The sequence below is a fragment of the Dyella sp. genome (assembly GCF_051962475.1).
Taxonomy (GTDB): Bacteria; Pseudomonadota; Gammaproteobacteria; order Xanthomonadales; family Rhodanobacteraceae; genus Dyella_A.
Map to the genome: position 1 here is coordinate 36798 of NZ_JBQCCF010000056.1, position 26156 is coordinate 62953.

26 protein-coding genes are annotated in these 26156 nt (G+C 66.9%); 11 read left to right on the forward strand and 15 right to left on the reverse strand.

Annotated elements, in window-relative coordinates; translation table 11 throughout:
- Nucleotides 1-233: 233 nt before the first annotated feature.
- Both ACTHJF_RS12655 and ACTHJF_RS12660 read left to right on the forward strand, forming a co-directional pair.
- On the forward strand, nucleotides 234-800 hold the full coding sequence (locus ACTHJF_RS12655; RefSeq protein ID WP_440267425.1) for an isochorismatase family protein: 567 nt from the start codon (nucleotides 234-236) through the stop codon (nucleotides 798-800).
- Nucleotides 797-1822 carry a GlxA family transcriptional regulator gene (locus ACTHJF_RS12660; protein WP_440267426.1) on the forward strand — a complete coding sequence of 342 codons (1026 nt, stop codon included), beginning with the start codon at nucleotides 797-799 and terminating at the stop codon, nucleotides 1820-1822. The genes ACTHJF_RS12655 and ACTHJF_RS12660 overlap by 4 nt, the downstream gene beginning before the upstream one ends.
- A gap of 55 nt (nucleotides 1823-1877) precedes the next feature.
- Here the strand turns inward: ACTHJF_RS12660 and ACTHJF_RS12665 are convergent, their stop codons facing one another.
- Nucleotides 1878-2480, reverse strand: coding sequence for a sulfite oxidase-like oxidoreductase (locus tag ACTHJF_RS12665; RefSeq protein WP_440267427.1), 603 nt, complete (start codon nucleotides 2478-2480; stop codon nucleotides 1878-1880).
- Nucleotides 2481-2644: 164 nt separating this feature from the next.
- Here ACTHJF_RS12665 and ACTHJF_RS12670 point away from each other — a divergent pair, with 164 nt between their 5' ends.
- Entirely contained in the window at nucleotides 2645-3076 is a 432-nt protein-coding gene (locus tag ACTHJF_RS12670) for a PepSY domain-containing protein (RefSeq protein ID WP_440267428.1), read from the forward strand.
- Entirely contained in the window at nucleotides 3076-3963 is an 888-nt protein-coding gene (locus ACTHJF_RS12675) for a formate/nitrite transporter family protein (protein WP_440267429.1), read from the forward strand. The genes ACTHJF_RS12670 and ACTHJF_RS12675 overlap by 1 nt, the downstream gene beginning before the upstream one ends.
- Nucleotides 3964-4061: 98 nt before the next feature.
- On the opposite strand, the gene ACTHJF_RS12680 is transcribed toward ACTHJF_RS12675, so the two are convergent.
- Both ACTHJF_RS12680 and ACTHJF_RS12685 read right to left on the reverse strand, forming a co-directional pair.
- Nucleotides 4062-4871, reverse strand: coding sequence for an META domain-containing protein (locus ACTHJF_RS12680; protein ID WP_440267430.1), 810 nt, complete (start codon nucleotides 4869-4871; stop codon nucleotides 4062-4064).
- 136 nt (nucleotides 4872-5007) lie between these two features.
- Nucleotides 5008-6906 (reverse strand): esterase/lipase family protein, encoded by a 1899-nt coding sequence (locus ACTHJF_RS12685; RefSeq protein WP_440267431.1) that lies wholly within the window; start codon nucleotides 6904-6906, stop codon nucleotides 5008-5010.
- 180 nt (nucleotides 6907-7086) lie between these two features.
- Here ACTHJF_RS12685 and ACTHJF_RS12690 point away from each other — a divergent pair, with 180 nt between their 5' ends.
- Both ACTHJF_RS12690 and ACTHJF_RS12695 read left to right on the forward strand, forming a co-directional pair.
- Nucleotides 7087-8100 carry an NAD(P)H-quinone oxidoreductase gene (locus tag ACTHJF_RS12690; protein ID WP_440267432.1) on the forward strand — a complete coding sequence of 338 codons (1014 nt, stop codon included), beginning with the start codon at nucleotides 7087-7089 and terminating at the stop codon, nucleotides 8098-8100.
- 123 nt (nucleotides 8101-8223) lie between these two features.
- Nucleotides 8224-8925, forward strand: a complete 702-nt coding sequence (locus ACTHJF_RS12695) for a pirin family protein (protein WP_431637248.1) — start codon at nucleotides 8224-8226, stop codon at nucleotides 8923-8925.
- A gap of 63 nt (nucleotides 8926-8988) precedes the next feature.
- On the opposite strand, the gene ACTHJF_RS12700 is transcribed toward ACTHJF_RS12695, so the two are convergent.
- Nucleotides 8989-9393: a GFA family protein gene (locus ACTHJF_RS12700; protein ID WP_440267433.1), complete on the reverse strand. Its 405-nt coding sequence runs from the start codon at nucleotides 9391-9393 to the stop codon at nucleotides 8989-8991.
- Between the two features lie 158 nt (nucleotides 9394-9551).
- On the opposite strand from ACTHJF_RS12700, the gene ACTHJF_RS12705 reads away from it, so the two are divergent.
- Complete coding sequence (locus ACTHJF_RS12705; protein ID WP_440267434.1) at nucleotides 9552-10496, forward strand: MBL fold metallo-hydrolase; 945 nt, start codon at nucleotides 9552-9554, stop codon at nucleotides 10494-10496.
- A 7-nt stretch (nucleotides 10497-10503) separates the two neighbouring features.
- Here the strand turns inward: ACTHJF_RS12705 and ACTHJF_RS12710 are convergent, their stop codons facing one another.
- Nucleotides 10504-11112, reverse strand: coding sequence for a TetR/AcrR family transcriptional regulator (locus ACTHJF_RS12710; RefSeq protein ID WP_440267435.1), 609 nt, complete (start codon nucleotides 11110-11112; stop codon nucleotides 10504-10506).
- A 70-nt stretch (nucleotides 11113-11182) separates the two neighbouring features.
- On the opposite strand from ACTHJF_RS12710, the gene ACTHJF_RS12715 reads away from it, so the two are divergent.
- The gene (locus ACTHJF_RS12715; RefSeq protein WP_440267436.1) at nucleotides 11183-12454 is read left to right on the forward strand and encodes an MFS transporter; all 1272 of its coding nucleotides are present in this window, start codon (nucleotides 11183-11185) and stop codon (nucleotides 12452-12454) included.
- Between the two features lie 6 nt (nucleotides 12455-12460).
- Here ACTHJF_RS12715 and ACTHJF_RS12720 read toward each other — a convergent pair whose 3' ends face one another.
- The 10 genes from ACTHJF_RS12720 to cmk form a co-directional block, all read right to left on the reverse strand.
- On the reverse strand, nucleotides 12461-12811 hold the full coding sequence (locus tag ACTHJF_RS12720; RefSeq protein ID WP_431637257.1) for a tRNA-binding protein: 351 nt from the start codon (nucleotides 12809-12811) through the stop codon (nucleotides 12461-12463).
- A gap of 67 nt (nucleotides 12812-12878) precedes the next feature.
- Nucleotides 12879-14168, reverse strand: a complete 1290-nt coding sequence (locus ACTHJF_RS12725) for an NAD(P)/FAD-dependent oxidoreductase (protein WP_440267437.1) — start codon at nucleotides 14166-14168, stop codon at nucleotides 12879-12881.
- Nucleotides 14169-14285: 117 nt separating this feature from the next.
- A complete protein-coding gene (gene galU, locus ACTHJF_RS12730; RefSeq protein WP_440267438.1) occupies nucleotides 14286-15161 on the reverse strand; it encodes a UTP--glucose-1-phosphate uridylyltransferase GalU in 876 nt (291 codons plus the stop codon).
- Nucleotides 15162-17057, reverse strand: coding sequence for a polysaccharide biosynthesis protein (locus ACTHJF_RS12735; RefSeq protein ID WP_440267439.1), 1896 nt, complete (start codon nucleotides 17055-17057; stop codon nucleotides 15162-15164).
- Nucleotides 17058-17064: 7 nt separating this feature from the next.
- Nucleotides 17065-18081 (reverse strand): MraY family glycosyltransferase, encoded by a 1017-nt coding sequence (locus ACTHJF_RS12740; protein ID WP_440267440.1) that lies wholly within the window; start codon nucleotides 18079-18081, stop codon nucleotides 17065-17067.
- Between the two features lies 1 nt (nucleotide 18082).
- Complete coding sequence (gene lapB, locus ACTHJF_RS12745) at nucleotides 18083-19252, reverse strand: lipopolysaccharide assembly protein LapB (protein ID WP_431637265.1); 1170 nt, start codon at nucleotides 19250-19252, stop codon at nucleotides 18083-18085.
- On the reverse strand, nucleotides 19249-19497 hold the full coding sequence (locus tag ACTHJF_RS12750) for a DUF1049 domain-containing protein (protein WP_440267441.1): 249 nt from the start codon (nucleotides 19495-19497) through the stop codon (nucleotides 19249-19251). Before ACTHJF_RS12750 ends, lapB begins: the two co-directional genes overlap by 4 nt.
- A gap of 123 nt (nucleotides 19498-19620) precedes the next feature.
- On the reverse strand, nucleotides 19621-19920 hold the full coding sequence (locus tag ACTHJF_RS12755; protein ID WP_431637268.1) for an integration host factor subunit beta: 300 nt from the start codon (nucleotides 19918-19920) through the stop codon (nucleotides 19621-19623).
- Between the two features lie 83 nt (nucleotides 19921-20003).
- Nucleotides 20004-21677 (reverse strand): 30S ribosomal protein S1, encoded by a 1674-nt coding sequence (gene rpsA, locus ACTHJF_RS12760; RefSeq protein ID WP_404635356.1) that lies wholly within the window; start codon nucleotides 21675-21677, stop codon nucleotides 20004-20006.
- 168 nt (nucleotides 21678-21845) lie between these two features.
- Entirely contained in the window at nucleotides 21846-22526 is a 681-nt protein-coding gene (gene cmk / locus ACTHJF_RS12765; RefSeq protein WP_440267442.1) for a (d)CMP kinase, read from the reverse strand.
- Nucleotides 22527-22636: 110 nt separating this feature from the next.
- Between cmk and ACTHJF_RS12770 the strand changes: the two genes are divergently transcribed.
- The 3 genes from ACTHJF_RS12770 (at nucleotide 22637) to ACTHJF_RS12780 (ending at nucleotide 26151) form a co-directional block, all read left to right on the forward strand.
- Nucleotides 22637-22894, forward strand: a complete 258-nt coding sequence (locus ACTHJF_RS12770; protein ID WP_440267443.1) for an acyl-CoA-binding protein — start codon at nucleotides 22637-22639, stop codon at nucleotides 22892-22894.
- Between the two features lie 80 nt (nucleotides 22895-22974).
- A complete protein-coding gene (locus ACTHJF_RS12775) occupies nucleotides 22975-24993 on the forward strand; it encodes an FAD-dependent oxidoreductase (RefSeq protein WP_440267444.1) in 2019 nt (672 codons plus the stop codon).
- Nucleotides 24994-25239: 246 nt separating this feature from the next.
- Nucleotides 25240-26151, forward strand: coding sequence for a LysR family transcriptional regulator (locus tag ACTHJF_RS12780; protein WP_440254810.1), 912 nt, complete (start codon nucleotides 25240-25242; stop codon nucleotides 26149-26151).
- Nucleotides 26152-26156: the final 5 nt, after the last annotated feature.

Here is a 26156-nt window from a genome sequence, read left to right on the forward strand (position 1 = left end):
ACCGCACCTTTTCCCGCCTGGCCGACCGCCATCAGGGTCCACACTAGGACGGACAGTCGCCCCGGGCCTTGATGCCCATCAAGGCGACGGGTGACGTCGCATCACCTGCGCCGGATGGCGTTGATCCTGTCAGGATAGGCATGTCCGTTTTTGGCTGTTTGCTGTCGCGGGCTGGCGCTCCGTATGGTGGAAATCTCTGAAAAATGACCACTCCAACCCCAACGGAGCGTTCCATGACTACATGTCTTCTCGTGATCGATGCGCAAGAATCCTTCCGCCACCGCGCGTACTTCAACGAGGGTCGCCTCGCGCCCTACCTGGCGGCCCAGAACGCACTGATCGAGCAGTGCGTCGCCGCCGGCGTGCCGGTGGTTCGCATCCTGCACCAGGACGGTCCGGACGCCGCCGACAACCCCTTCTCCGCCCGCTCCGGCCACGTCCGCCCCATCGTTGGCCTGGTCGAGTTCGACGCCGCCGCGCAGTTCGTGAAGACCCGGCACAGCGCACTGGTAGGCACCGGGCTGGACGTCTGGCTGGTGCAGCACGGCATCCGCCGGTTGATCGTCAGCGGCATCCGCACCGAGCAGTGCTGCGAGACCACCACGCGCAATGCCTCCGATCTCGGCTGGGAGGTGGACTACGTGACCGCCGCCACGCTCACCTTCGACATGACCACCCCCGATGGCGGCGTGCTGCGCGCCGACGACATCGTGCAGCGCACTGAGACGGTGCTGCGCGACCGCTTCGCCACTCTCTGCACGGTGGACGAAGCCGTCCGACGGGCCGTGGCGCAGCCGTGAGAACGCCGGTGCGCGTGCTGTTCGCCCTGTTGCCGGACAGCCTGGCGCTGGACTGGGCCGGTCCGGCCGAAGCGCTGCGCATCGCCAACGGCGTGCTGGCCGAACAGGGCCAGCCGCCGGCTTTCGCGGTGGAGTTCGTCGGCCCCGATCCTGAGCCGATGACCTCGGTCGGTATCCGGCTGCGGGACATCGCGCCGTTGCCGGTTATGCGTGAGGACGATCCGCGTCCCACCTGGATCGTGCTGCTCGGGCAACCGGGCAGCGCGTTCAACGTGCGCCGCCCGACCACGCGCCGCCTGCTCGACTGGCTGCGCCCGCTGCAGCTGCACGAGGGCCGGCGCGAACTGGTCTGCGTGTGCGCGGGCAGCCTGCTCGCCGCGCATGCGGGGCTGCTCGACGGCCGCGACGCGACCACCCACCACCAGCATCTGGACGAACTGCGCGCGGCAGCACCGCATTGCCGCGTGGTGGCCAATCGCGTGTTCGTCGCCGCGGACGCGGTCTGGAGCAGCGCCGGCGTCACCACCGGCATCGACCTGATCCTGCACCGCATTACCGCCGTCTGCGGCCCACTGGTTGCCGCGCGCGTGGCCGAAACGATGGTGGTGGCCCTGCGCCGCGGCCCGGCCGACCCGGAACTGTCGCCGTTCCTGGCCCATCGCGGCCACATGCACCTGCCGTTGCACCGGCTGCAGGACGCCATCTGCCAGCAACCGCAGGCCGACTGGACGGTGAAAGCGATGGCGCGCGTCGCCTGCGTCTCGCCGCGGCATCTGGCGCGGCTGTTCGCATTGCACGCCGACACCTCGCCGCTGCACTACCTGCAACGCATCCGCCTGACCACGGCCGAAGCGGCCCTGCGCGCCGGCGCCCGCGTCGGCCAGGCGGCGGAACTGGCCGGCTTCAGCTCCGACGTGCAGTTGCGTAGGGCGTGGAGCCGACTGGGCAGCACCGGGGACACACCGTCCCGCGTGCGCCGGCCACGCGGCGAAACACCGCCGCCCGGGTCCTCCGTCGGATGACAGCGGCCATCCTAGACGCGCCCTATCCCATCGCGCTGCCAGCAGACCGCGAGATCTATTCCGCTTCTGCGAAGCGTTGCTCACTCCACGGATCGCCGCGCAGGTGGTAGCCGCGCAATTCCCAGAAGCCGGCTTCTTCGCGGGCAGTGAACTGCAAGCCGGTGAGCCATTTGGCCGACTTCCAGAAATACAGATGTGGCACCAGCAGGCGGGCCGGGCCGCCGTGGGCGGGGGCGAGCGGCTGGCCGTCGTAGTGGGTGGCGATCATGGCGCGGCCGTCGAGCACGTCGGCTGCGGTGAGGTTGGTGGAGTAGCCATCGGCGCTGTGGGCGAGCAGGAAGCCGGTGGGCGCGGCGAGACCGGCGTCGGCGAGCAGGTCATCCAGCATCACGCCTTCCCAGGCCGTGTCGAGCTTGGACCAGCGGGTGACGCAGTGGATGTCGCGCACAATGCGTTGCCGCGGCAGCGCGCTGAAGGCCGTCCAATCCCAGCGCTTGAGCGGACGCACGCCGTGTTTGAGGGTGAGCGACCAGTCGGCGATGTCCAGCGCGGGCGTGGCGTCCATCGACATCACCGGGAACTTGGCGGTGAGCACCTGTCGCGGCGGCAGGCGCGCTTGGCCGTTGGCGGCCGGATCGTCGGCATCGGAGGTGGACATGGCGGGGGCCTATGGCGGTACGGCGTGGGCGAACTTAGCACCGTAGGGAAATCGCCGCCGCACACGCGGCCCTGAACGCCCGACGTCACGACGACGCGGCTTTCACCGCGCGCTGATCTATGCGGGCCAAGACTCGCCACTCCCTCCCATTGGAGATGCCTGCGATGAAAACGATCGCCCTCACGCTCGCGCTGGCCCTGGGCAGCAGCGGCGCCGCGCTGGCGCAGTCCGACAGCCACCGCGCCCTCACTGAGGCGCAGGTGCGCGCCCACCTGCAGGATCAGGGCTACAGCCACATCGACGACCTGAAGTTCAAGCACGGCATGTGGCACGCCGATGCCCGCAGCGGCAACGGCGAACACGTGGACCTGCGCATCGACCCGGTCAGCGGCAAGGCCTACGCGGACGAACAGAAGGTGTCGCGTCTGGGCAAGGACGACGTTCGCGCCTCGCTCGCCAGCGCCGGCTACACCGACGTGCACGACGTGGAGTTCGACGACGGCGTATGGCAGGCCAAGGCCGAGAACAGCGCTGGCAAGGACGTGAAGCTCACCATCGATCCGGATACCGGCAAGGTGATCGGAACGGACGACTGATGCCCACGTCCAAGGAGCGATCCACTAAGGAGCCGACCACGCAGGAGGAAGGTGACGGCTTCGCCTTGTCTCGCGAAGAGCGCGGCGACGTGCATCACCTGCGCCCACCGCGCCCGGTGGTGCTACACGAGACGATCCGCCGCGAAGGCGAGCAGGAACTGGCGCGCAACGTGTCGGCGCTGGGCTGGTCGTCCTTGGCGGCGGGCATGACGATGGGTTTCTCGATGCTGGCGCGCGCCCTGCTCCACCGCCACACGGAAGGCGTGCCGGGTGCGTTTCTGATCGAGAGCCTGGGTTATCCGTTCGGGTTTCTGGTGGTGATCCTGGCGCGCCAGCAATTGTTCACCGAGAACACGATGACGGCGGTACTGCCGCTGATGACCGACCCAGGCTGGGGCAAGCTCGGCTGTCTGCTGCGGCTGTGGGGCGTGGTGCTGGCCGGCAACCTGGTCGGCGGCGCGCTGTTCGCCTGGGGCATGTTGAACATGCAGATACTCGGCGCCCCCACTCAGGACGCCTTGCATGCTGCAGGCGAAGCGCTGATGCAGAACACGCCGTGGCAGATGTTCACCAAGGGCATTGCCGCGGGTTGGCTGATCGCCACCATGGTGTGGCTGCTGCCGGCAGCCGAGCGCGGCAAGATCGCGGTGATCGTGATCATCACGTACGTGATCGCACTGGGCGACTTCACCCACATCATCGTGGGCTCGGTGGAAGCGCTCTACCTGGTCTTCGACGGCGCCACGAGCTGGACGGCCTACCTGCTGCGCTTCGCCCTGCCGACGCTGGCCGGCAACATCGTGGGTGGCAGCCTGATCTTTGCGCTGATCAGCCATGCGCAGGTGCGCAGCGACGACGAAAACGAGGACCCGAAGGCGCGCCGCTGAGGGGGCAAGCGCGGGCGGCAGGGCTACCTAGCGAAAATAGCCGCCCGTCCGGACGCCTCCGCCGCTCGCCCCTGCATCGCGAAAGGGCGGGTGCATCCTCACGGCGGAGTCGCGCTCTGCGACTCCACCACCATGTCGAGCACATAGACATCACCAGCCCCTGTGCCGCTGGCGTAGCGCTTGACGCGCAACACGTTGCGCATGCCCGGCGCATGCGTGTACCCCTCGATAGTTTGTACCAACGCGTGCCACGGGCCGGGCTCGCCGGCTTTCAGGCCGTGACTGTCGTAGTGGCGCTCACGCACGTTGAGACAGGTCGTACCACTGGCCACCGGGGTATCGCAGGGAACCTCCCGCGGCGCCACCTCGAGGAACACCGTGGCACCGGGACCGCCGTACCGGGTTTCCGCCGTGGGTTGCCCGGTGAAAAGCAGCACGTCTCCGCTGACGGTAACCAGCTTCAGCTGCGGCATGGCGCCCTCCTGGTCGAGGCTGATGGCGGGCTTGCCGCCGAGCCGCCGCACCACGGCTTGATCCAGCGCATTCAGCTCCGGCTGCACACAGGCCATCATGGTCGACAGCATGGGACCGAGCAGCAGGCGACCTTGCTCGATACGATACGGAGCCGCCTTGGCGTTGCACAGCTGGCTGATCGACAGGCGGCCATCGGCGAAGTCGAGCTGCACCGGGCGATCGGGGCGCACGAACAGCGCGGCGATACGCGCGCCCTGCGCATCGGTAGCGGACTGGAGCTTCCAGTGATGACCGGCCAAGGTGGAAGCATCGACCGCCCCGGTCGGCGCGACGACGGGCGCACCGCGCACCTCGCCGCCCGCCGCGGCCGATGACATCGAACAGGCGCCCTGCCCCAGGCACAACAGCACCATCAACACACGACCGATCGACATGCGGACTCTCCTTGTGATGTCGCGCGACCAACGCGCAGACGGTGGCCGGACTTTAGCGCCGGCCATGCACGAAAATCGTTAGGACAACCAGCGGGCTCGTGCTTCCGCTGGCCCCGCGCCGCGTGCTTCGCCGCCTTCAGCGACTGCTGCGCGGCGGCGTAGAAGATGCGGGCGTCACCCCATCCTGCGGCGCGATGCCCGCGTGTTCGCGCAGGATGCGGCGGATCTCCAGGATCGCCTGTGGCGTCTCCTGCACGCTGTGGCCCGAGACGATCACCTTCTCACTGGCCGCGCCCGCCAGATGTGCACTGGCGTAGGGGACGAAGCCGTCGTCGGCTTGTTCCAGCGGTCCTTCCGCGCTGCGCCGGGCGATGATCGAGTGGTAGCGCACACCCGGGGTGATCGGCGATTTCGCGGTGGCACGCAGGTACGGGTTGGTGTCACGCAGCAGGTCGACGCCGGTGGGGGCAGTGCGGAACAGCGCGGCCTGCTCGGGCAGCTCGCCGGCCAGCGCCTCGGCGATGCGCGCGGTGGCATCGAGCAGGGTCTTGGGCAGGCGGATCAGCTTGGTGGCCATGCGCGCCAGCCAGTGGCCGGCGACGGGCGTGCCGGCGTGCGGCGCCGCCAGGAAGATGGCCTCGTCCACGCCGGGCAGCGGAGTGATGGAAAGGTAAGGCGCCAGCGCAGCGAGCCGTTTGCGCCGCGGTGAATCCGGCGGCGCGTGGAAGATGCGTTGCCACAAGGCGTCACCGCTGTTCACCACCAGCAGGCGGGCGATCACCCCGCCCATGCTGTGCCCGATCAGCGTGATGTGGTGGCTGGCCGGTGCGGCACCGGCCGGGTCGAGCGTGGCGAAGGTTTGCGCCAGCGCCGCACGAATCTGCACCAGGTTCACCGGGATCGGCACGTTGGTCGGGTAGTACACCTCCCAGATCTGGTAACGCTTGCGCAGCGCCTCGTCGCCCATCACCTCGTTGGCGAGGTTCACCCAGGCCTCGGGGCTGGACGCGAGGCCGTGGATCATCACCACGGTGAGCCGCTCGGGGTCGTACGGCTGCATCAGGAACACGCGGGGGTGATCGAGCGCGTCATCCCGGCCCAGCAGGTTGTCGATGGCCTTGCGGGCGAAACCCGAATCGGCCAGCCACAGGGCGTACGGCGCGCTGAAATTGGCGGCCAGCGGCACCGTTTGGCCGTCCATTTGCGCGGTGTCGCGGCGATACGGATCGAGCGCATCGATGACCGCCTCGCGGGTACCCAGCACGGCGCCCAGCGAATCGCCGGGAAAGCGCAACAGCACGGTGGCCGGCAGATAGCCCGTTTCGGCGAACGGCAGAGCCGGGTTGCGCCGGACCTGCGCCGCGGGGCGGGCCACCATCACCACCTCGGCGCCGAGTCCATCGCGCCGGTAGATGCTGGCCAAGCCGTCGATGCGCAGACGCGAGGCGGGCACCATCGCCTCCAGCTTCGGCGCACCGCGCGGCAGCACCAGCTCGATGCTGCCGTAGCGCAACTGCCAACCGTCCACGACTTCGGTGCGGCCCGGCGCCGGCGGATGGGAACGCCCCGCCCGCTGCCCTTGTTCGAACATCAATGCGGCAACCCGCTCGACCGCGTAGTTGTAGCTATCGCGCATCTGGGTCTGGCGATCCTCGAACGCGCGCTCGCGCGGCGAGCGGTCACCGAAGAACAGGTAAGCGTACGCGTAGCGAGCCGCGTCGAGATAGGCACTGACGCGACGAGCGTCGGTATCGCTGGTGGTCTTGTCTGCGTTCAGTGCCTCACCCAGCGCCAGCTCGGCCAGCGCCGAGAGGCGTGCGTCGGTGTCGAGCAGGGTCGCCTGGCGCAGCGCCTGAATGCAGGGCATGGCGACGTCGACGCAGTCGTCCGGATCGAGGCCCAGGCGAGAGATCGCGTTGCGCGTGGCGAAGCTCAGCGCCCCGGTGGTGAGCACGTCGCCGCGGCGGTTCTCGTCGTAGGTGCGGGGGTTGTCCTGCTTGACGTGGACCAGCGCGCAGCCGGCAAGCTGCGCCACGGACAAGATCGCCAAAGCTGCGCCTACCAGGCGCATGAGCGCCGACGCGCGCCGTGTCGCACCCTCCTGCCAGCTTCGCCGCATGCGTTCCCCCGCGATGAAGGCGCCAGGGTACATCGCGCACCCTGCACCACCGATGGGCGATCATGCCCGCTTTTAGCGATCCACGAGGAAGACCCGATGACCAGCATGCGCGCCATCGAAATCCGCCAGCCCGGGGGCCCCGAATCGCTCGTCGAATGCGAGCGGTCGCGACCGGTGCCCGGCCCGGGCGAGGTGCTGATCAAGGTGGCGGCATCCGGCGTGAACCGGCCGGACGTGTTCCAGCGCCAGGGGAAGTACCCGCCGCCGCCCGGCGCCTCCGACCTGCCCGGGCTGGAAGTGGCCGGCACGCTGGTGGACGGCGACCTCACCGGCACCAACCCGTTCGGTCTCGAGCCCGGTGACGCGGTGTGCGCCCTGCTCGCTGGCGGCGGTTACGCCCAATACGCGGTGGCGCCGCTGGGCCAGTGCCTGCCGGCGCCGAAGGGGCTGAGCCTGGTCGAAGCCGCTTCGCTACCGGAAAACTACTTCACCGTGTGGAGCAACGTATTCGACCGCGGCCAGCTCGGCCACGGCGAAGGCGGTGCGGACGAGACGTTGCTGGTGCAGGGCGGCTCCAGCGGCATCGGTGTGACCGCGATCCAGATCGCCCACGCGCTCGGCCACCGGGTATTCGCCACCGCCGGCAACGACGACAAGTGCCGCGCTTGCGAAGCACTGGGCGCCACCGCGATCAACTACCGCACGCAGGATTTCGTCGCCGAAGTGAAGCGGCTTACCGACGACCGCGGTGTGGACGTGGTGCTCGACATGGTGGCCGGCGACTACGTGCCGCGCGAGCTGGAGGCGATGGCCGAGGGCGGCCGGCTGGTGATCATCGCCACACTGGGCGGCGCCGACATACGGCTCAACGCCGCGGCGCTGATGAGGCGACGCCAGACGGTCACCGGTTCCACCCTGCGCAACCGGCCGGTGGCCTTCAAGGCGGCGATCGCCCGGCGGCTGCACGAGGTGGTGTGGCCGCTGATCGAGCGCGCGGCGGTCTGGCCGGTGATCCATCAGGTCTTCCAGGCCGAGGAGGCAGCCCAGGCGCATGCGCTGATGGAGAGCTCACAGCACATCGGCAAGATCGTGCTGACGTGGGAAGGTTGATCGTTTCCAAAATGTCGCCAATACGGCAACAGTCAGTTCCATTGACGCATCTAGGCGCATTTGGGAAACAAGCCTATCGTTCACCCCATGGCGCCAGCCGGCGCCTCCATCTGGGAGAACGTGATGATTGAACGCAGACCCTTCAGCAGCCTCGGCGGTGCCGACCACGGCTGGCTCAACGCCAAGCACCATTTCTCGTTCGCCAGCTACCACGATCCCAAGCGCATGGGCTGGGGCGCACTGCGCGTGTGGAATGACGACACCATTGCCCCAGGCACCGGCTTTCCGCCGCACTCGCACGGTGACATGGAGATCATCACCTACGTGCGCGAGGGCGCCATCACCCACCGCGACAACCTGGGCAACGTGGGCCGCACCGAGGCGGGCGACGTGCAGGTGATGAGTGCGGGCAGCGGCATCACCCACAGCGAGTACAACCTGGAGCCGGGCACCACGCGGATCTTCCAGATCTGGATCATCCCGACCGAAACCGGCAAGCCGCCGTCGTGGGGTGCCAAGCCGTTCCCGCGCGGCGAGCGCTCGGGCAGGTTCGTGGCGCTGGCGAGCGGCTTTGCCGACGACGCCGACGCCCTGCCCCTGCGCACCGACGCCCGCGTGCTGGGTGCCACGCTGAAGGCCGGCGAGAGCACAACCTACGTGCTGGCCGATGGCCGCCAGGCCTACCTGGTGCCGTCGACCGGCTCGGTCGAGATCAACGGCGTGAAGCTGGACGCCCGCGACGGTGCGGCGATCCGCAACGAACCGGCGCTGCGCGTGACGGCGCTGGAAGACGCCGAACTGGTGCTGGTGGACGCGGCGGCCTGAGGCACGCGCGCACGGAAGCGGTGACAAAAACGGCGGCCGCAGGGCCGCCGTTTTGCGTGTGGGTCAGAGGTGCCGGGTTTCGGCCGGTGCGTGATGCCAATTGTCATGACGCCCGTCGGCGTAACGGACCGGCGCGTTGATCAGCTCGGCCGGATCCACGTCGTCGAGCGAGGCCAACTGCACCGCCACGTAATGGCCGCCGATCTCCTCCACATAGCCACGCGCAAAGCTGTGCACCCCGCAGGTACGGCAGAACAGGTGGTGCATGGCCTTGCGACCGAACTGGTAATCCGCTTGCGCGTCCTCCCCGGCCAGCAGGCGAAACGCGTCGGGGCGAATGATGGCATTCCAGTTGCGGGTCTTGGTGCAGATCGAGCAATTGCACTTGTTGGTGCCGGCCGCCAGGTCGATGTCCGCGTCGAAGCGCACCGCGCCGCAATGACAGCTGCCGGTATATGTCCTTTGCATGCCTCTCTCTCCATGCGCTGGGAATGGCGGGATTATCGCTTGCCCGTCATCGGGGCAGGCCATTGACCGCTTCGTCTCCCGCGCATCCGACAAAGGTTCAACTGCCCGTCACGCCCCGGCTTGCTACCCTCAAGCGCTGAATCTCAGCGGAGGTGCGCATGGGCAACGAACACGGCATCCACACCATCGACACCAGCTTCGTACGGCAGCAGTTCGACGCCGCCTACCTCGTGGTGGACGGCGATCGCGCGGCTTTTATCGACTGCGGCACGAACTACGCCGTGCCACGGATGATGGCCGCGCTTGACGCGGCCGGGCTCACCCCGCAACACGTGGACTGGCTGATCCTGACCCACGTGCACCTGGATCACGCCGGTGGCGCCGGCGAGCTGATCGCGCAACTGCCGAACGCGAAACTGGTGGTACACCCGCGCGGCGCACGTCACATGATCGATCCCTCGCAGCTGTGGGCCGGCGCCAGCGCGGTGTATGGCGAAGCGGTGATGGACGAGACCTATGGACGGCTGCGGCCGGTGCCTGCCGAACGCGTGGTGGAAGCGCCCGATGGTCACATCGTGCACCTTGGCAACCGACCACTCCTGTGCATCGAGACGCCTGGTCACGCGAAGCACCACATCGCCATCTACGACGAAAAAGCCAACGTGTGCTTCACCGGCGATACGTTCGGGCTCTCCTATCGCGAGCTGGATACCGACAAGGGCGCGTTCATCATCCCCACCACCTCACCGGTGCAGTTCGACCCGGAGGCGCTGCACGACTCGATCGATCGGCTGCTCGCGATGAAGCCCGAAGCGATGTACCTCACCCACTACGGTCGGGTGGAACAGGTGGAGCGCCTCGCTGCGGAACTGCATCTGCAGATCGATGCGATGCTGGAGCTCGCGCGTGCCGCGGACGGCAAGCCGGACCGGCACGAGGTTCTCAAGGCATCGCTGGCCGACCTTTATGCCAGCCGCGCCGAGGCGCACGGTTGTTTGCAAGGACGCGATGCCATGGAGGCCCTGGTGCTCGGTATGGACATCACGCTCAACGCGCAAGGTCTGGAGGTGTGGCTGGACAACGAACGGCGGCGTAGCGCCTGACGCGGACTCAGCCGCAGGATGCGTCGATCAGCCGCTCGGCCACCGCCACCAGCGACCGTGCCGGTCCATCGCATCCGAACAATTGCCCCGACGCGTAGGTGCCCTCGAGCAGCAACTGCAGTCCATCTGCCAAAGTCTCCGGCGAAGCCGCGCCCATCGCCTCGGCCATGGCGGTCAGCCGCTTGCGCAGCTTGCGCTTGTGCGCCTGCGACACCTTGCATGCTGGATGGTCGGCGCCGGGGTACTCCACCACCGTGTTGGTGAGCCCGCACCCGCGATAGCCCGGCTTGGCCGCACGTTCGGCCAGTCCGCGAAAGTAATCGAGCACCTGCGCCTTTGGGTCGCCCGGATGTGCGGCAACCGACTGCTCGAACCGCACCCAGAATTCCGCGTCGTAGTCGCGCAGATAGGTTGCCGCCAGGTCGTCCTTGGACGCGTAGCTGCGATACAGGCTGGGCTTGGTCACACCGGCGTCCTGCACGATCTGCTCCACGCCGATCGCGCGGATGCCTTCGCGGTAGAACAGTTCGCGTGCGGTGCTGCGGATGCGCTCGGCAGCGCGTGGCTTGTCCGCTGGTTCGTCATGCACCGGATCGGAGCTGCGTTTCGTGGCCATGAGTGTTTCCGATTGACGATGTTACCGACCGGTACGTATGATCCGCGAACCACCTGTACCGATCGGTAACATGACTATATCCCGCACCCGGCCATTCGGCCAGAAATACGTATTCGTCGTCGCCGGCGTGATCTTTCTGGCGTTACTGGTCGCTGCCGGGGTGCGCTCCACGCCCGGCGTGCTGATCGTCCCACTGAACGAAGCCTTCGGCTGGAGTCGCGCAAGTATCTCGCTGGCCGCTGCGGTCGGCATTTTCTTCTACGGCATGATGGGGCCGTTCGCCGCAGCGCTGATGCAGGCGATCGGCATTCGTCGCACGTTGATCGGTGCGCTGGCATTGATGGCCGAGTCGATCGCTTCCAGCGGATGGATGACGCAGTCCTGGCAACTGCTGCTGAGCTGGGGCGTGTTCTCCGGCGTCGGCTCCGGCTGCGTGGCAATGGTGCTCGGCGCCACGGTGGTGAACCGCTGGTTCGTCCGGAGTCGTGGCCTGATGATGGGCCTGCTTACCGCCAGTACGGCGACCGGTACGTTGATCTTCCTGCCAATGCTTGCTGCGCTCGCCACGCACCACGGCTGGCGTCCGGTGGTGTGGACGGTGGCGGTAGCCTGCGCGGCGCTGGTTCCGCTGGTGGCCTGGCTGCTGCCGGAGCGTCCAGCGGACATCGGCTTGCTGCCTTACGGGGCCACGGCGGCAGCGGTCGCGCCGCCGCGACGGCCGCTGTTGGCGATCGCTTTCGGCGCGCTGATCCGGGCTTCGCGCACTCGCACGTTCTGGTTCCTGTTCGGCACCTTCTTCATCTGCGGATTCACCACCAACGGACTGATCGGCACGCACTTCATCGCCTTCTGCGGCGACCATGGCATCCCGGAGGTACGTGCGGCGGGTGTTATGGCGATGATGGGGGCGTTCGACTTGGTCGGCACCACGCTGTCGGGCTGGCTGACCGACCGCTTCGATTCGCGCAAGCTGCTTTTCATGTACTACGGCCTGCGCGGGCTGTCGCTGATCTGGCTGCCCTACTCCGATTTCTCATTCGCCGCCCTGGGCGTGTTCGGCGTGTTCTACGGCCTGGACTGGATCGCCACGGTGCCGCCGACCATCCGCCTGGCCACCGAAGCCTTCGGCGAGCACGATGCACCGGTGGTGTTCGGCTGGGTCGCAGCGGGCCACCAGATTGGCGCTGCCACGGCAGCGTTCCTCGCCGGCTGGTTGCGCACGGTGGATGGCAACTACGTGGCGCCGTTCGTCATCGCCGGGGTCGGCGGTGTGCTCGCTGCGGTAGCCGCCATGATGATCCGTCGCGCGGCTCCGGCCGAAGCGCCGGCCCTGGCCGGATGATCGCGCTCAACTGAGCCGCGCACCGTTGGGTACCGGGCGTTCGACCGTGGTGATCACCACACCCTGGTCGGTGTGGAAGCCGGTTAGAAGGAACTGCGAGCGGAACGGTCCGATCTGCTTCTCGGGGAAGTTGATCACCCCGACGATCTGCCGGCCGACCAGGTCTTCGGCGCGGTAAAGGGCGGCGATCTGCGCGCTGGTCTTGCGCTCGCCGTAGGGGCCGAAGTCCACCCACACTTTCCACGCCGGTCGGCGGGCTTCCGGAAACGGTTCGACGCGAACAACGGTACCGGCGACGATGAGGACCTTTTCGAAGTCGCTCCAGGCGATCTCGGTGCTGGGTGTGCTGTCGGACATGCTCGGGCTGACGCGGCCAAAGAAGCGCACGTTAACCGGAATACGCGACGTCGCCCAGCGCCGGTGGTCACCCTTCCAGGCGTGTCTTCAGCCAGTCGTTGAACTCGTGCCACCAGTAGGTGGCCTGGGCCGCGACGAAGCCGCCGGGGCGATGCGTGCTGGGCAAGCCGTAGTCGGCGAACTGCTTCCAGCCTTCGTCGCCTTCGGCGATCGCCGCGGCAACCAGCTCGCCGGCGGCACAGGTCGGCGCGACGCCATGACCGCCGAAGGCCTGCGCCCACCAGAGGCCGTTGCCATCGCTGCCGATCTGCGGCATCTGGTGGCGCGCATAGCTCATCAGGCCAGACCAGGCGTAATCGATGCGCACGCCCTCGAGCTGGGGGAATACCCGCAAGAGGTCACTCGTCAGCAGGCGCTGCACCGCCTGCGGCGAACGGTTCAACACCGAAATGCGTCCACCCCACAACAGCCGGCGGTCGGGCAGCGGGCGGTAGTAGTCGAAGGCGAAGCGGCTGTCGTAGATCGCGGCACGGGTGTGCAGGCAATCGTCCAGCCGGTCACCCAGGGGCTCGGTAACCATCACGTAGGTGGCGATCGGCAAAATGGCGCGATCGATGGTCTTGTGCAGGCCCGACAGGTAGCCCCCACACGAGAGCACGACCTGGTCGGCCAGCACTTCGCCCTGCGCGGTGGCGATACGCCAGCGCAAACCGTCCCGGACCAGCCGCCGTACGCCGCTTTCCTCGTGGATCGTCACGCCCTGCGCCGCAGCCGCCTGCGCCAGGCCGATGGCGTAGTTGAGCGGGTGCAGGTGCAGCGCATCGCGCTCGTACAGCCCGTCGAAATAGCGCTCGCTACGCACGCGCTCGCGCAGTTCCTGTTGCGCCAGCCACTCCCACTCCACGCCGTATTGCGCAGCGAGCAATTGCTGGCGCTGCCGCAGAACCCCGGGATCGCGAAACCAATTGGCCCAGATCACGCCCTCGTCCACTGCGTCGCATGAGATGGCGTAGCGCGCCACACGGTCGCGGATGCGGTGCACGGCGGACGTGGTAAGTGCAAAAAGCGTGCGGGCGCGCTCGGGCCCGAGTTGATCGAGCAAGGCGCGCTCGCCCAGCGAATAGCCGCCGAAAACAAAACCGCCATTGCGCCCGGAGGCACCGAAGCCGACCTGCTCGCGCTCCAGCAGCACCACATCCTTGACGCCGCGCTCGGCCAGGCCCAGCGCCGTGTTGAGCCCGGCGTAGCCGCCACCAACGATGGCCACGCGTGCCTCGCGTCGTCCCTGCAGCGGGGCGAAGGCAGGATACGCGTGGGCGGTGGCGCGATAGTAGGAGGGTGCCGAGGACGGGTGCATGGGGGACGCCGAGCCGGGGACCATGAAGCAGCGAGCATAGCGCCGCATGTGACGACGCGCGAACGCTGAAGGCATGCATGCGAGCGGGCCGGGAGAGCACCCCGGCCCGGACGAGCCTCATTGCGCGGCGACGAACTCCCGCACGACGGCCGCCAGCTTCGGATCCTGCATGGCCATGTGCATGGTGGCGCGCACCAGACCGGCCTTGTTGCCACAGTCGAAGCGCGTGCCTTCGAAGCGGTACGCCAGCACCTTGCCCTGCTCCTTCAGCAGAGCCTCGATCGCGTCGGTGAGCTGGATTTCGCCACCAGCCCCGGGCGTGGTCTGCTCCAGCAGCTCAAAGATGCGGCCCGGCAACACGTAGCGGCCCACCACCGCCAGGTTCGACGGCGCGTCGGCGGGTTTGGGCTTTTCTACCATGTGCCGGATGGCGGCGCTGCGTTCGTCGACCGGCGTGGCGTCGACGATGCCGTACTTGTCGGTCTCGTCGTGCGGGACTTCTTCCACGGCGATGACGCCTGCACTCTGTGACAGCGCCAGATCGGCCATTTGACCCAGCGCGCCGCGGCGCGCGCCGTTCCAGATCAGATCGTCCGGCAGGATCACGCCGAATGGCTCGTCGCCAACGACCGGCTTGGCACAAAGTACGGCGTGGCCGAGCCCGAGTGCTTCGGGCTGCGTCACGAAAATCGCACGCACATGCTTGGGCAGCGTGCCCTGCACCATCGCCAGCAGCTCCGCCTTGCCCTTTTCCTGCAGCTTGGCTTCCAGCTCGTAGGCCTTGTCGAAGTAGTCGGCAATGGCGTGCTTGTAGCGGTTGGTGACGAAGATCAGAGTATCCGCGCCGGCGTCCACCGCCTCGTCGACCGCGTACTGGATCAACGGACGATCGAGCACAGGCAGCATCTCCTTGGCCACCACCTTGGTGGCGGGCAGGAAACGCGTGCCGAGACCGGCAACGGGAAACACGACCTTGCGCAGCGGTTTGCTCACTTACTTCTCTCCTGTTTCCTGGCGACGAATCGACACCACATTGGCCGGCTGCGCCGTATCGCTCCAACGGAACGAGGGCAGCAGACTCGACACACAGCGGCGCAATTCTTCCTCATCGAATCGATCGACGGCCTCGGCCGCCTTGTTGATTACCGCCTGCAACAGCTCCCATGCCACCTCGCGGTGTTGTGCGAGGAAGATCTTGGCGTGCGCGGTTTCACTGTAGTTTTCCAGCGCGTGGAACAACTCCTCGAACAGCTTCTCGCCCGAACGCAGGCCGGTATAGACGATAGGGATCTCGGTGCCGGGCTTCTTACCCGCCAGCCGGATCATCTGCTCGGCGAGGTCGCGGATCTTTACCGGCTCGCCCATGTCCAGCGCGAAGATCTCGCCGCCCTTGCCCAGGCTGGACGCCTGCAGGATCAGCTGGCAGGCCTCGGGGATGGTCATGAAATACCGCGACATCTCCGGATGGGTGACGGTCACCGGACCACCGTCACGGATCTGCTGGCGGAACAACGGCACCACCGAGCCGGCCGAATCGAGCACGTTGCCGAAACGTACGGTGATGAAGCGCGTTTGCGAGCGCGCGCTGAGGTTCTGGCACCAGATCTCGGCGATGCGCTTGCAGGCGCCCATCACGCTGGTGGGGTTGACCGCCTTGTCGGTAGAAATCAGGACGAAGCACTCCACAGCGTGTTCGTGCGCCATCTCGGCTACGTTGCGCGTGGCCAATACGTTGTTGCGAAAGCCCGTGCGCAGCTGGTTCTGCAACAGTGGCACGTGCTTGTAGGCCGCCGCGTGAAAGACCACCTGGGGACGATGCTCGGCAAACGCGTGACTCATCGCCACGCGGTCGCTGCAGTCAGCCAACACGCCGTTGAGGATTAGCTCCGGGTAGTCGGCAGCGAGCTCCTTAGTGATGCGGTATAAGTTGTACTCGCTGTTCTCCACCACGGTGAGCGCCTGCGCGCCGAGCCGCGCGATCTGCCGGCACAGCTCCGAGCCGATCGAGCCACCGCCACCGGTGACCAGTACCCGCCGCCCAGTGAGGTTCTCGCGGATGGCGGTCCAGTCCAGCTCCACCGCATCGCGCCCGAGTAGATCCTCGATCGCCACTTCCTTGATTTCGTTGAAGTGCGCGCGTCCGGCGACGACATCTTCCAGGCGCGGCACGGTGCGGTACGGCAAGCCGGTGCCGTCGCACAGTTCGACCACCTGGCGCATCTGCGCCGTGGATGCGCCCGGCAGCGCGATCAGCAGCATTTCCACTGCCGTCTCGCGCGCCACATCCGGCAATTGATCCAGCGTGCCAAGCACGGGATAACCTGCGATCTTGGCGCCGCGCAAGTTGCCCTGGTCATCGACAAAGCCCACCACCGAGTAGCGACTGTCGCGGCGCAGGTCGCGCAACAGCGCCTCGCCGGCCCGGTCGGCGCCTACGATCAGCACCCGCTTGACCGCCTTGGACTCGAACAAGTCCAGCCGGCTGTCCTTCCAGAACCGGTAGACCAGGCGCGGAGCGCCGAGAAGGGTTGCCAGAACGACCGGATAGAGCAAGAGGACCGAGCGAGGCACACCGGCCAGCCGGTCATAAAGAAACAGGACCAACCCAATGGCCAGCCCGCCGAGCACCGCCGCGCGCAGGATATTCCACAGATCAGGGAGACTCGCGAAGCGCCAGACGCCCTTGTAGAGACCGGTCCAGCTGAACAACAGGCTCTGGACGGCCAGAACCAAGGGAAATTCGAGCGGCGCAAACGCCACGGCGACGTCCGGCATCAACGCGTAGCGCAGCGCTTTGGCCGCCCACCAGGCCAAACCAGCCACAAAAAGATCGTGCAGGGCTACAGCTGCACGGGGATGGATCGCGGCAATGGTCTTGCGCACTGACATGTGATTCCTAAACCGGCCCGCGGCGCAGACAGCGCCGCTTCAACCTTGTCCATACCACGGCGGCCAATGCATAGGCTGCAATGCAGGGCCACCATCCCTTGTTTCCCTCGTGCCAGGAAAGCACCGCGAGCGGCGCGCACACGACGAGGTTCCACACCAGGTAACCCGTACCCACCTGCCGGTGCGTCGCCCCTTTGCGCACCAGCCACTGGTAAAGATGTTCGCGGTGCGCACTGTACCAGCGGCGACCGCGCCAGATCCTGACTGACAGCGTCAATCCCGCGTCAGTGAGAAACGCGGCGCACAACACGGCCAGCGGCCAGATCAGCGCCGCATGCTGCGACCACAGCAAGGCGCCCAGGGCAAACACCAGGAAACCGAGCGACCCGCTGCCCACGTCACCCATGAAGATGCGGGCCGGTGGCCGGTTGAAGATCCAGAAGCCCAGGCAGGCGAAGGTCACGACCAGCGCCGCGATGGCCAGCGACCACGCCGCCCGGTCTGCCGCGAGCACGGCCACCCCGGCGAACACGAGCATGGCCTGCTGGGCGAGCAGGCCGTCGATACCGTCCATGAAGTTGTGCACGTTGATGCTGCCAACGCCGGCGACGAGCAGCAACGGCAGCCACCAGGCCGGCGTTCCGGCTGCGACCAGCGCCGTCCCGAGCGCCAGTACCGCGAGCGACTGAACCGCCAGGCGAGGAATGACTGGCAGCGGTCGATGGTCGTCCCACCACCCAGTAGCCGCCACCAGCGCCAACCCGACCCAGAGCGCCACCGTCTCGGCGATCGGCAGCGGCGCCGGCAGCGCTGACAGGCACACCGGCAGTACCACCAGCGCCGCCACGACGATGCCGATCCCGCCACCGCGCGGCGTCGGCGTGCTGTGCGAGCGGCGCTGACCGGGCTGATCCAGCATGCCGCGCCGACGCGCGTAGCCAATGGCTGCCCGCACGAGCAATGCCGACAGCAGGAACGACAACAAGGGAATCAGCAAGGCCAGCCCTGGCAAATTCGACACCATGCTATTCGTTGGCCACGCCGTGAATCGGACGAATCGTGCTCCAGCTCTTGCAACTGGGGCACTGCCAGTGGTGCGCCTTGGCGCCGAAGCCGCAGCGGCTGCAGCGGTACATCGCCTGGCCTTCCAGCAGCTTCTTGGTAAGGTCACGCAGGATCAGGAAGTTGTCCCGAGCCTCGCCCTGGATCTTGTCCATGGTGGCGTCGATCAGCGCCATCAGTCCGCGTACCGAAGGACGTTGGCGCAACTGGCCGGTGAGGAAATCCACCGCGACCCGCTCGCCATCGCGCTGCTGATACAGGCGCGTCAGCGCCAGCACCGGCGAAATGCCGTGGTAGCGCGCGAGAATGTCCTGCAGGAAACGCTCCGCACGCTCCATCTGCTGGGTGCAGGCGTAGCTGTTGAGCAGCGGCGGAAGAATCTCCGGGACGAACGCGATGTCGGCCGCCACGGCCGCCTCGTAGGCGGCAATGGCCTCGGCGTGTTCCCCATGTTCGGCGTGCATGCGCCCGGTGAGCATGAAGGCACGCACGCAGTCGGGCTGGCACTCGAAGGCGCGCTTCAGATAATCGGCAGCTTCCGTGCGTGCGCCGTGCTGGCGTGACCGCTCCGCCAGCTCGCAATAGAACTGGGCGACCATGGCCGACTCGTCCTCGCCGGTCATGGCCTCGAGCCGACGCGCGTGCTCGATGGCCTTGTGCCAGTCGCGTTCGTGCTGGTAGATCGCGATCAGGTGCCGCAGTGCCGACGGCGCATGTGCATCCATCGCCACCAGGTCGCAGAACAAGGTCTCGGCGCGGTCGAGCAGGCCAGCGCGCATGTAGTCCTCGCCGAGCTCCAGCAGGGCCACGGTTTTCATCGCGTCGGAGAGCCCGGGGCGGGAGACCAGATGCTGATGCAGCCGGATCGCCCGATCGACCTCACCGCGCCGGCGGAACAGGTTGCCCAGCGCCAGATGGGTCTCCACCGTATCGCGGTTGTATTCGGCCAGCTTGAGGAAAACCTCGATCGCCTTGTCCTGCTCCTCGTTGAGCAGGTAGTTCAGGCCGCGGAAATAATCGGAGGAAAGCTCGCTCACCTTGGCGCCGGAACGGCGCACGCCAGCCCTCCGCGCGGTCCACCAACCGCTGAAGAAGGCCACCGGCAGAAGCAACAACGCGTACAGCGGATTCATGAATGCTTCGGGGCCGGTTTGGACTCGGATGAATGGCGTGAGGTCGCACGCCAGCGCATGCCCCACCAAGCGGTGATGCCGCCCAGCAGCCAACCGATCAACAACGCTGCAAGCCATGCTGCGCCCTTGGGCAGCGTGAGACGGGTGAAGGCCAGGTCGTAGGTGACCAGGTCAGCGTTGAGCGCGCCCAGCACGATGCCGAGGGCGACGAAGACGAGCACGATGAGCAGGAAAAGCAGGCGCATCGCGTGACTTTACCCGATCACTCTGAAGCGGCACAGACGTCCGTCAGCGCGATTTCGTGCGCACAAAAAAGGCAGGACCGGCTCATCGCCGCCTGCCTCGATCCGGTACCTCAAAAGGCCCGCTCAGTCCTGCACCAGCTCCAGTTGCTGGTTGACCCGCTCGCGCAATTCCTTGCCGGGCTTGAAATGCGGAACATGCTTGCCGGGAAGCGCGACCGCCTCGCCGGTCTTGGGGTTGCGCCCCATACGCGGCGGACGATAGTGCAAGGCAAAGCTGCCAAAACCACGGACCTCGATGCGCTCGCCGTTCGACAGGGCATGGCTCATCTGCTCGATGACACTCTTTACCGCCAGCTCGACGTCGCCGAACGCGAGGTGGGTCTGACGCCGTGCCAGCGCCTCAATCAATTCGGATTTGGTCATGGTCCCCAGTGTCCGTGACGTGAAACAGCGGGGCGGCCATGAAGCCGCCCCGCGTCCTGCATGCCTGCCTGATGGCAGGGCTTTTAGTCAGCCTTGTTCAGCTGTTCCTGCAGCAGCGCGCCGAGCTTGGTGGTGCCGGTGCTGGCCGAACCGTAGTCCGCCATCAGATCCTGCACTTCCTCCTCGTCCTTCGCGCGGATCGAGAGCTGCAGCACGCGGCCCTTGCGATCCATGCCGGTGAACTTGGCCTCGACCTTGTCGCCCACCTTCAGGTGCTGGGTGGCGTCGTCGATGCGCTCCTTGGCGATATCGTTGGCGCGCAGGTAACCCTCCACACCCTCGCCCAGATCGATCGTGGCGCCCTTCGCATCGACTTCCTTCACGGTGCCGTTGACGATGGTGCCGCGCGGATTGCTGGCCATGAACTGGCCGAACGGATCCTGCTCCATCTGCTTGATGCCCAGCGAGATGCGCTCACGCTCCGGATCCACCGCCAGCACCACGGCCTCGATCTCGTCGCCCTTCTTGAAGTTGCGAACCAGATCCTCGCCCGACGCCTGCCAGGAGATGTCGGACAGGTGGACCAGGCCGTCGATGCCGCCGTCCAGGCCGATGAAGATGCCGAAGTCGGTGATCGACTTGATCTGACCGGACACCTTGTCGTTCTTCTTGTGCATGGCGGCGAACGCTTCCCACGGATTGGAACGCGTCTGCTTGATGCCCAGCGAGATGCGGCGACGCTCTTCATCCACGTCCAGCACCATCACTTCGGTCTCGTCGCCGACCTGCACCACCTTGGCCGGGTTGACGTTCTTGTTGGTCCAGTCCATCTCGGACACGTGGACCAGGCCTTCCACGCCCGGCTCGATCTCGACGAAGCAGCCGTAATCGGTGACGTTGGAGACCTTGCCAAACAGGCGGCTGCCGACCGGGTAACGGCGGGCGATCGCGACCCACGGATCGTCGCCCAGCTGCTTCAGGCCCAGCGAGACGCGGTTGCGCTCGCGGTCGTACTTGAGCACGCGCACGTCCAGCTCGTCGCCCACGTTGACCACCTCGGACGGGTGACGCACGCGCTTCCACGCCATGTCGGTGATGTGCAGCAGGCCATCGATGCCGCCCAGGTCCACGAACGCGCCGTAGTCGGTGAGGTTCTTGACCGTACCCTTGACCACCGCGCCCTCGGTCAGGCGCTCAAGCAGCTTCTCGCGCTCCTCGGAGAACTCGGTCTCGACGACGGCGCGGCGACTGACCACCACGTTGTTGCGCTTGCGGTCGAGCTTGATGATCTTGAACTCGAGTTCCTTGCCCTCGAGGTAGACCGGATCGCGCACGGGGCGCACGTCGACCAGCGAGCCCGGCAGGAACGCGCGGACATCCTTGATGTCGACGGTGAAACCGCCCTTGACCTTGCCCGAGATCATGCCGGTGATGGTCTCTTCCTTGTCGAACGCCTGCTCCAGGTCGTCCCACACCATCGAACGCTTGGCCTTCTCGCGCGACAGCTTGGTCTCGCCGAAACCGTCTTCCAGTGCGTCGAGGGCAACCTTCACCTCGTCGCCCACCTGCACTTCCAACTCGCCCTTCTCGTCCTTGAACTGCTCGATCGGGACGATGCCTTCGCTCTTCAGGCCGGCGTTGATCACGACAACGTCGTTGCGGATCTCCACCACGATGCCCGTGACGATGGCGCCCGGCTTGAGCTTGGAAATGGCCTGCTGGCTCTGTTCAAACAGCTCGGCAAAACTTTCAGTCATGTTGATTCCAGAAATAAGAAAGGCCTTCGACCCCTGCGCGCCGTCGGATGTAATGCGCAAGAGACGTATCGGCCCACCGGTTATGGGTGATTCGGGGAACATCCCCTTGCCACCGTTGACCAAAACCCCATGCCGCGGCAGGGGCGCTGAAACCGTCGATCGGCCGGTTTACGGTCGAACGACGGCAAGTACTTTGGCGACGACGTCGGCGATCGGCATGCCGGTGGTGTCCACCAGAACCGCATCGGCGGCGGGCTTGAGCGGCGCGACTGCTCGCGAGGCGTCGCGGGCATCACGCGCTTCAATTTCGCGCTGCAGGCCGGAAAGTGTAACGCTGAGCCCCTTTTCCTTCAACTGCTTATAGCGTCTTTTCGCCCGCTCGGCAGCGCTGGCGGTGAGGAACACCTTGTGCACGGCGTCGGGGAAGATCACGGTGCCCATGTCGCGCCCGTCGGCGACCAGTCCCGGCGCCTTACGGAAGCCCAGTTGGAGGTCGACAAGTGCCTGACGCACCGATGGAATCGAGGCAATCGCGGAGGCTGCCGCCCCGGCCGTTTCGGTGCGCAGTTCGTCGGTGGCGTCGTGCCCATTCACCAGCACCCGGGTGTCATGGCCATCCTCGGAGGGCTGGAAGCGGATCCGGGTGGACTGAGCGCAGCGCGTGACCGCCTCGACATCGGACAGATCCAGTCCCGCGGCGCCGGCCGCATAACCCACCGCGCGGTAAAGCGCGCCCGAGTCGAGCAAGCGCCAGCCCAGTCGCTCGGCCACCAGCCGGCTGATGGTGCCCTTGCCCGATCCCGATGGCCCGTCGATGGTGAGTACGGGCACGGTGACTGAGCGGCTCATGGGCGGTTTCCTGCGGGCAATCGAACGCACATGGTAACGCGTTGACCCCCATCAGGGTGCGTGCTATCAAGCCGCGCACGGTCCGATCCGGACCCCGGGGCAAGCCATCCATGAGCGATCTGCAGCACGCGTTCGAGCAAGCCGCCGAAGACATCAAGCGGCTCGGCACGCGCCCGGACAACGACACGCTGCTCAAGCTCTACGCCCTGTTCAAGCAGGGCTCCGACGGCGACGTGCAGGGTCCGCAACCGGGCTTTTTCGACTTCGTCGGCACCGCCAAGTACGAGGCCTGGGCGCAACTGCGCGGCGTCGATCGCAACGAAGCCCAGCGTCGTTACATCGCCCTGGTCGAACAACTGCTGGCCTGAGTGCACAGCGCACCGGCGCTTGCTTTTGAGCGCCGCATGCAGGCAGATTCATACGATCGTTTGATCGGATCGCCCCCCCCATGCCCTACCCGCACCTGCTGGCCCCTCTCGACCTGGGCCACGTGACCTTGCCCAACCGCGTGCTGATGGGCTCGATGCATACCGGCCTGGAAGATCGTGCCGCGGACTTCGACAAGCTCGCCGCCTATTTCGCCGAGCGTGCGCGCGGCGGCGTCGGGCTGATGGTGACCGGGGGCATCGCGCCCAGCATCGAGGGCTGGCTCAAGCCGTTCGGTGGACGCCTGTCGATGCCGTGGCATGTCGCGCGCCATCGCAAGGTCACCCGCGCGGTGCATGCCGAAGGCGGGCGGATCTGCATGCAGATCCTGCACGCGGGTCGCTACGGCTATCACCCGCTGTCAGTGGCGCCCTCGAAGATCAGATCGCCGATCACGCCCTTCACGCCCCGTGCCCTGTCCGCCCGGGGCGTCGAGCGCACCATGGGTGACTTCGTGCGCTGCGCGACTTTGGCTCGCGAGGCCGGCTACGACGGCGTCGAGGTGATGGGCTCGGAGGGCTACCTGATCAACCAGTTCATCGCCGAACGCACCAACCGCCGCAACGATGCCTGGGGCGGCGACGCAGCACGGCGGATGCGTCTGGCGGTCGAGATCGTGCGCCGCACGCGCGAAGCCGTGGGGCCAGACTTCCTGCTGATCTACCGGCTGTCGATGCTCGACCTGGTGGAACGGGGCCAGGACTGGGGCGAGATCGTCGCGCTGGCCAAGGCCATCGAAGCGGCTGGCGCGAGCCTGATCAACACCGGCATCGGCTGGCACGAAGCACGCATTCCCACCATCGTGACCTCGGTACCGCGCGGCGCCTTCGCCTGGGTGACCCAGCGCCTGAAGAGCGAGATCCGGATTCCGCTGATCACCACCAACCGCATCAACATGCCCGAGGTTGCCGAGCAGATCATCGGCAGCGGCCAGGCGGACATGATCTCCATGGCCCGGCCGTTGCTCGCCGATCCGCAGTGGGTGCGCAAGGCCGTGACCGATCGCGCCGACCGGATCAACACCTGCATCGCCTGCAACCAAGCCTGCCTGGATCACGTGTTCCAGAACAAACGCGCCAGTTGCCTGGTCAACCCTCAAGCCTGCCACGAGACCGAGCTGACGATCCAGCCGGCGCAACAGGCCAAGCGCGTCGCCGTGGTCGGTGCCGGACCGGCCGGCATGGCCTGCGCCGCCACGCTCGCCGAACGCGGCCACGCGGTCACGCTGTTCGATCAGGCCAGCCAGATCGGCGGACAGTTCAACTACGCCAAGCGGATCCCGGGCAAGGAGGAGTTCCACGAGACGCTGCGCTACTTCAAGCACCGGCTGGCCGACAGCGGCGTCACGCTGGCGCTGGAAACCCGCGCAGACGGGCCGCTTCTTACTTCCGGGCAGTTCGACGAAGTGGTGCTGGCCACCGGCATCACGCCGCGCAAGGTGCACTTTCCCGGCAGCGAGGATCCGCGCGTGCTCAGCTATCTCGACGTGCTCGCCCGGGATCACCCGGTCGGCGCACGGGTGGCGATCATCGGCGCGGGAGGCATCGGTTTCGACGTGGCGGAATACCTGGTCGAATCGGCCCCGGCGCCGAGCACCGATATCCCGCGCTGGAGCCGCGAGTGGGGCGTGGACATGACCCTGGCGCATCGTGGCGGCCTGGTGCCGCCGCAGCCGGAGTCGCCGGCCCGGCAGGTGTGGCTGTTGCAGCGTACCGAAGGCCGCCCCGGCGCGCGTCTGAACAAGACCACCGGCTGGGTGCATCGGGCCACGCTCAAGTCCCGGCAGGTGCAGATGCTCGGCAGCGTCAGCTACGAGCGCTTCGACGACGACGGACTGCATGTGCGCATCGACGGCGCCGCCAGGGTGCTGCCCGTGGATCACGTGGTGGTTTGCGCCGGCCAGGAGCCCAACCGCAGCCTGCTCGACGCGCTGACCGCTGCAGGCATGCCGACGCACGTCATTGGCGGAGCGGACGTAGCCGCCGAGCTGGACGCCAAGCGCGCCATCGATCAGGGCACCCGGCTGGCGGCGCGCCTGTAACAGCCGCGAGGTGCGCTGGGTAAAACACGCGCACCTCGGGCAGTCCGGAAAAAGAAAGCGCCCCGCGGGGCGACGCGTCGACAGAGGCTCAGGGGGGGAGAAGCCAAGAGTCGCGGGGATAGCGTCGCTGCGGGGCGGGGCCGCGTCGCCTGGGGGAGGGGAAGGCGACGGACAAGCGAAAGTCTAGGCTCGCCGGTTAGTTGCATCCAATATATATTTCTCGAGTAACTTATCTGGTTTACATATATGTTCGATTTTCGCCAGCTGCGCTACTACGTGGCGGTCTGCGAGGAGCTCAGCTTCACGCGGGCGGCGCGGCGGCTGCACTTGTCGCAGCCACCGCTATCGCAGCAGATCCAGGCACTGGAGCAGGATCTGGGCGTGCGGTTGCTGGAGCGCACCAAGCGTTCGGTCGCACTCACCGAGCCGGGGCGGATCTTTCTCGATCACGCCCGGCAGATCCTGGCCAAAGCCGATGAGGCACGCACCCAGGTGGCAGCGGCAGCGGCCGGCCACAGCGGCCAGCTACGCCTCGCCTACACCGTGTCGGTGTCGTTCCACCCTTCCCTGCCGCGGGTGCTGCTGCGGTACGGGCAGGTGGCGCCCAACGTGCGCGTCGAGCTGTGTGAGCTCTACACCGAACCACAATTCGAAGCGCTGCTGGATGGCCAGATCGACGTCGGTTTCGTTCGCGACGAACCGCAGCGCTCGATCGATGCCAGGGCGCTGCGGATGACGGTGCTCGATCGCGAGCCGCTGCTGCTTGCCCTGCCCTCCGGCCATCCACTGTCCGGGCGCAGCAGTTTGCGCATGGATGAGGTGGCGAGGGAATCGTTCGTCGCCCAGCCGCGTGAGGTGGCTGCCACGCTGTATGACCGACTGGTGCTGCTGGCGAACAAAGCCGGCTTCCAGCCGCAGGTCCGCCGTCATGCCCAGCAGGTCAACGGCATGCTGGCCATGGTCGCGGCCGGTCTGGGGCTTGCGCTGGTGCCGGCGACCATGCGTACGGTCCGCCTCGCCGGGTTGAGCTACGTACCGGTGGAGGACCCGGATGCCTACATGCTGCTGGCGGTCGCCAGCCGGGCCAACGATGACTCGCCTGCGCTGGCCCAATTCCTGTCCGTGGTCACCGAAACGGCCGTCACGGGCGGCTTGTGATGACC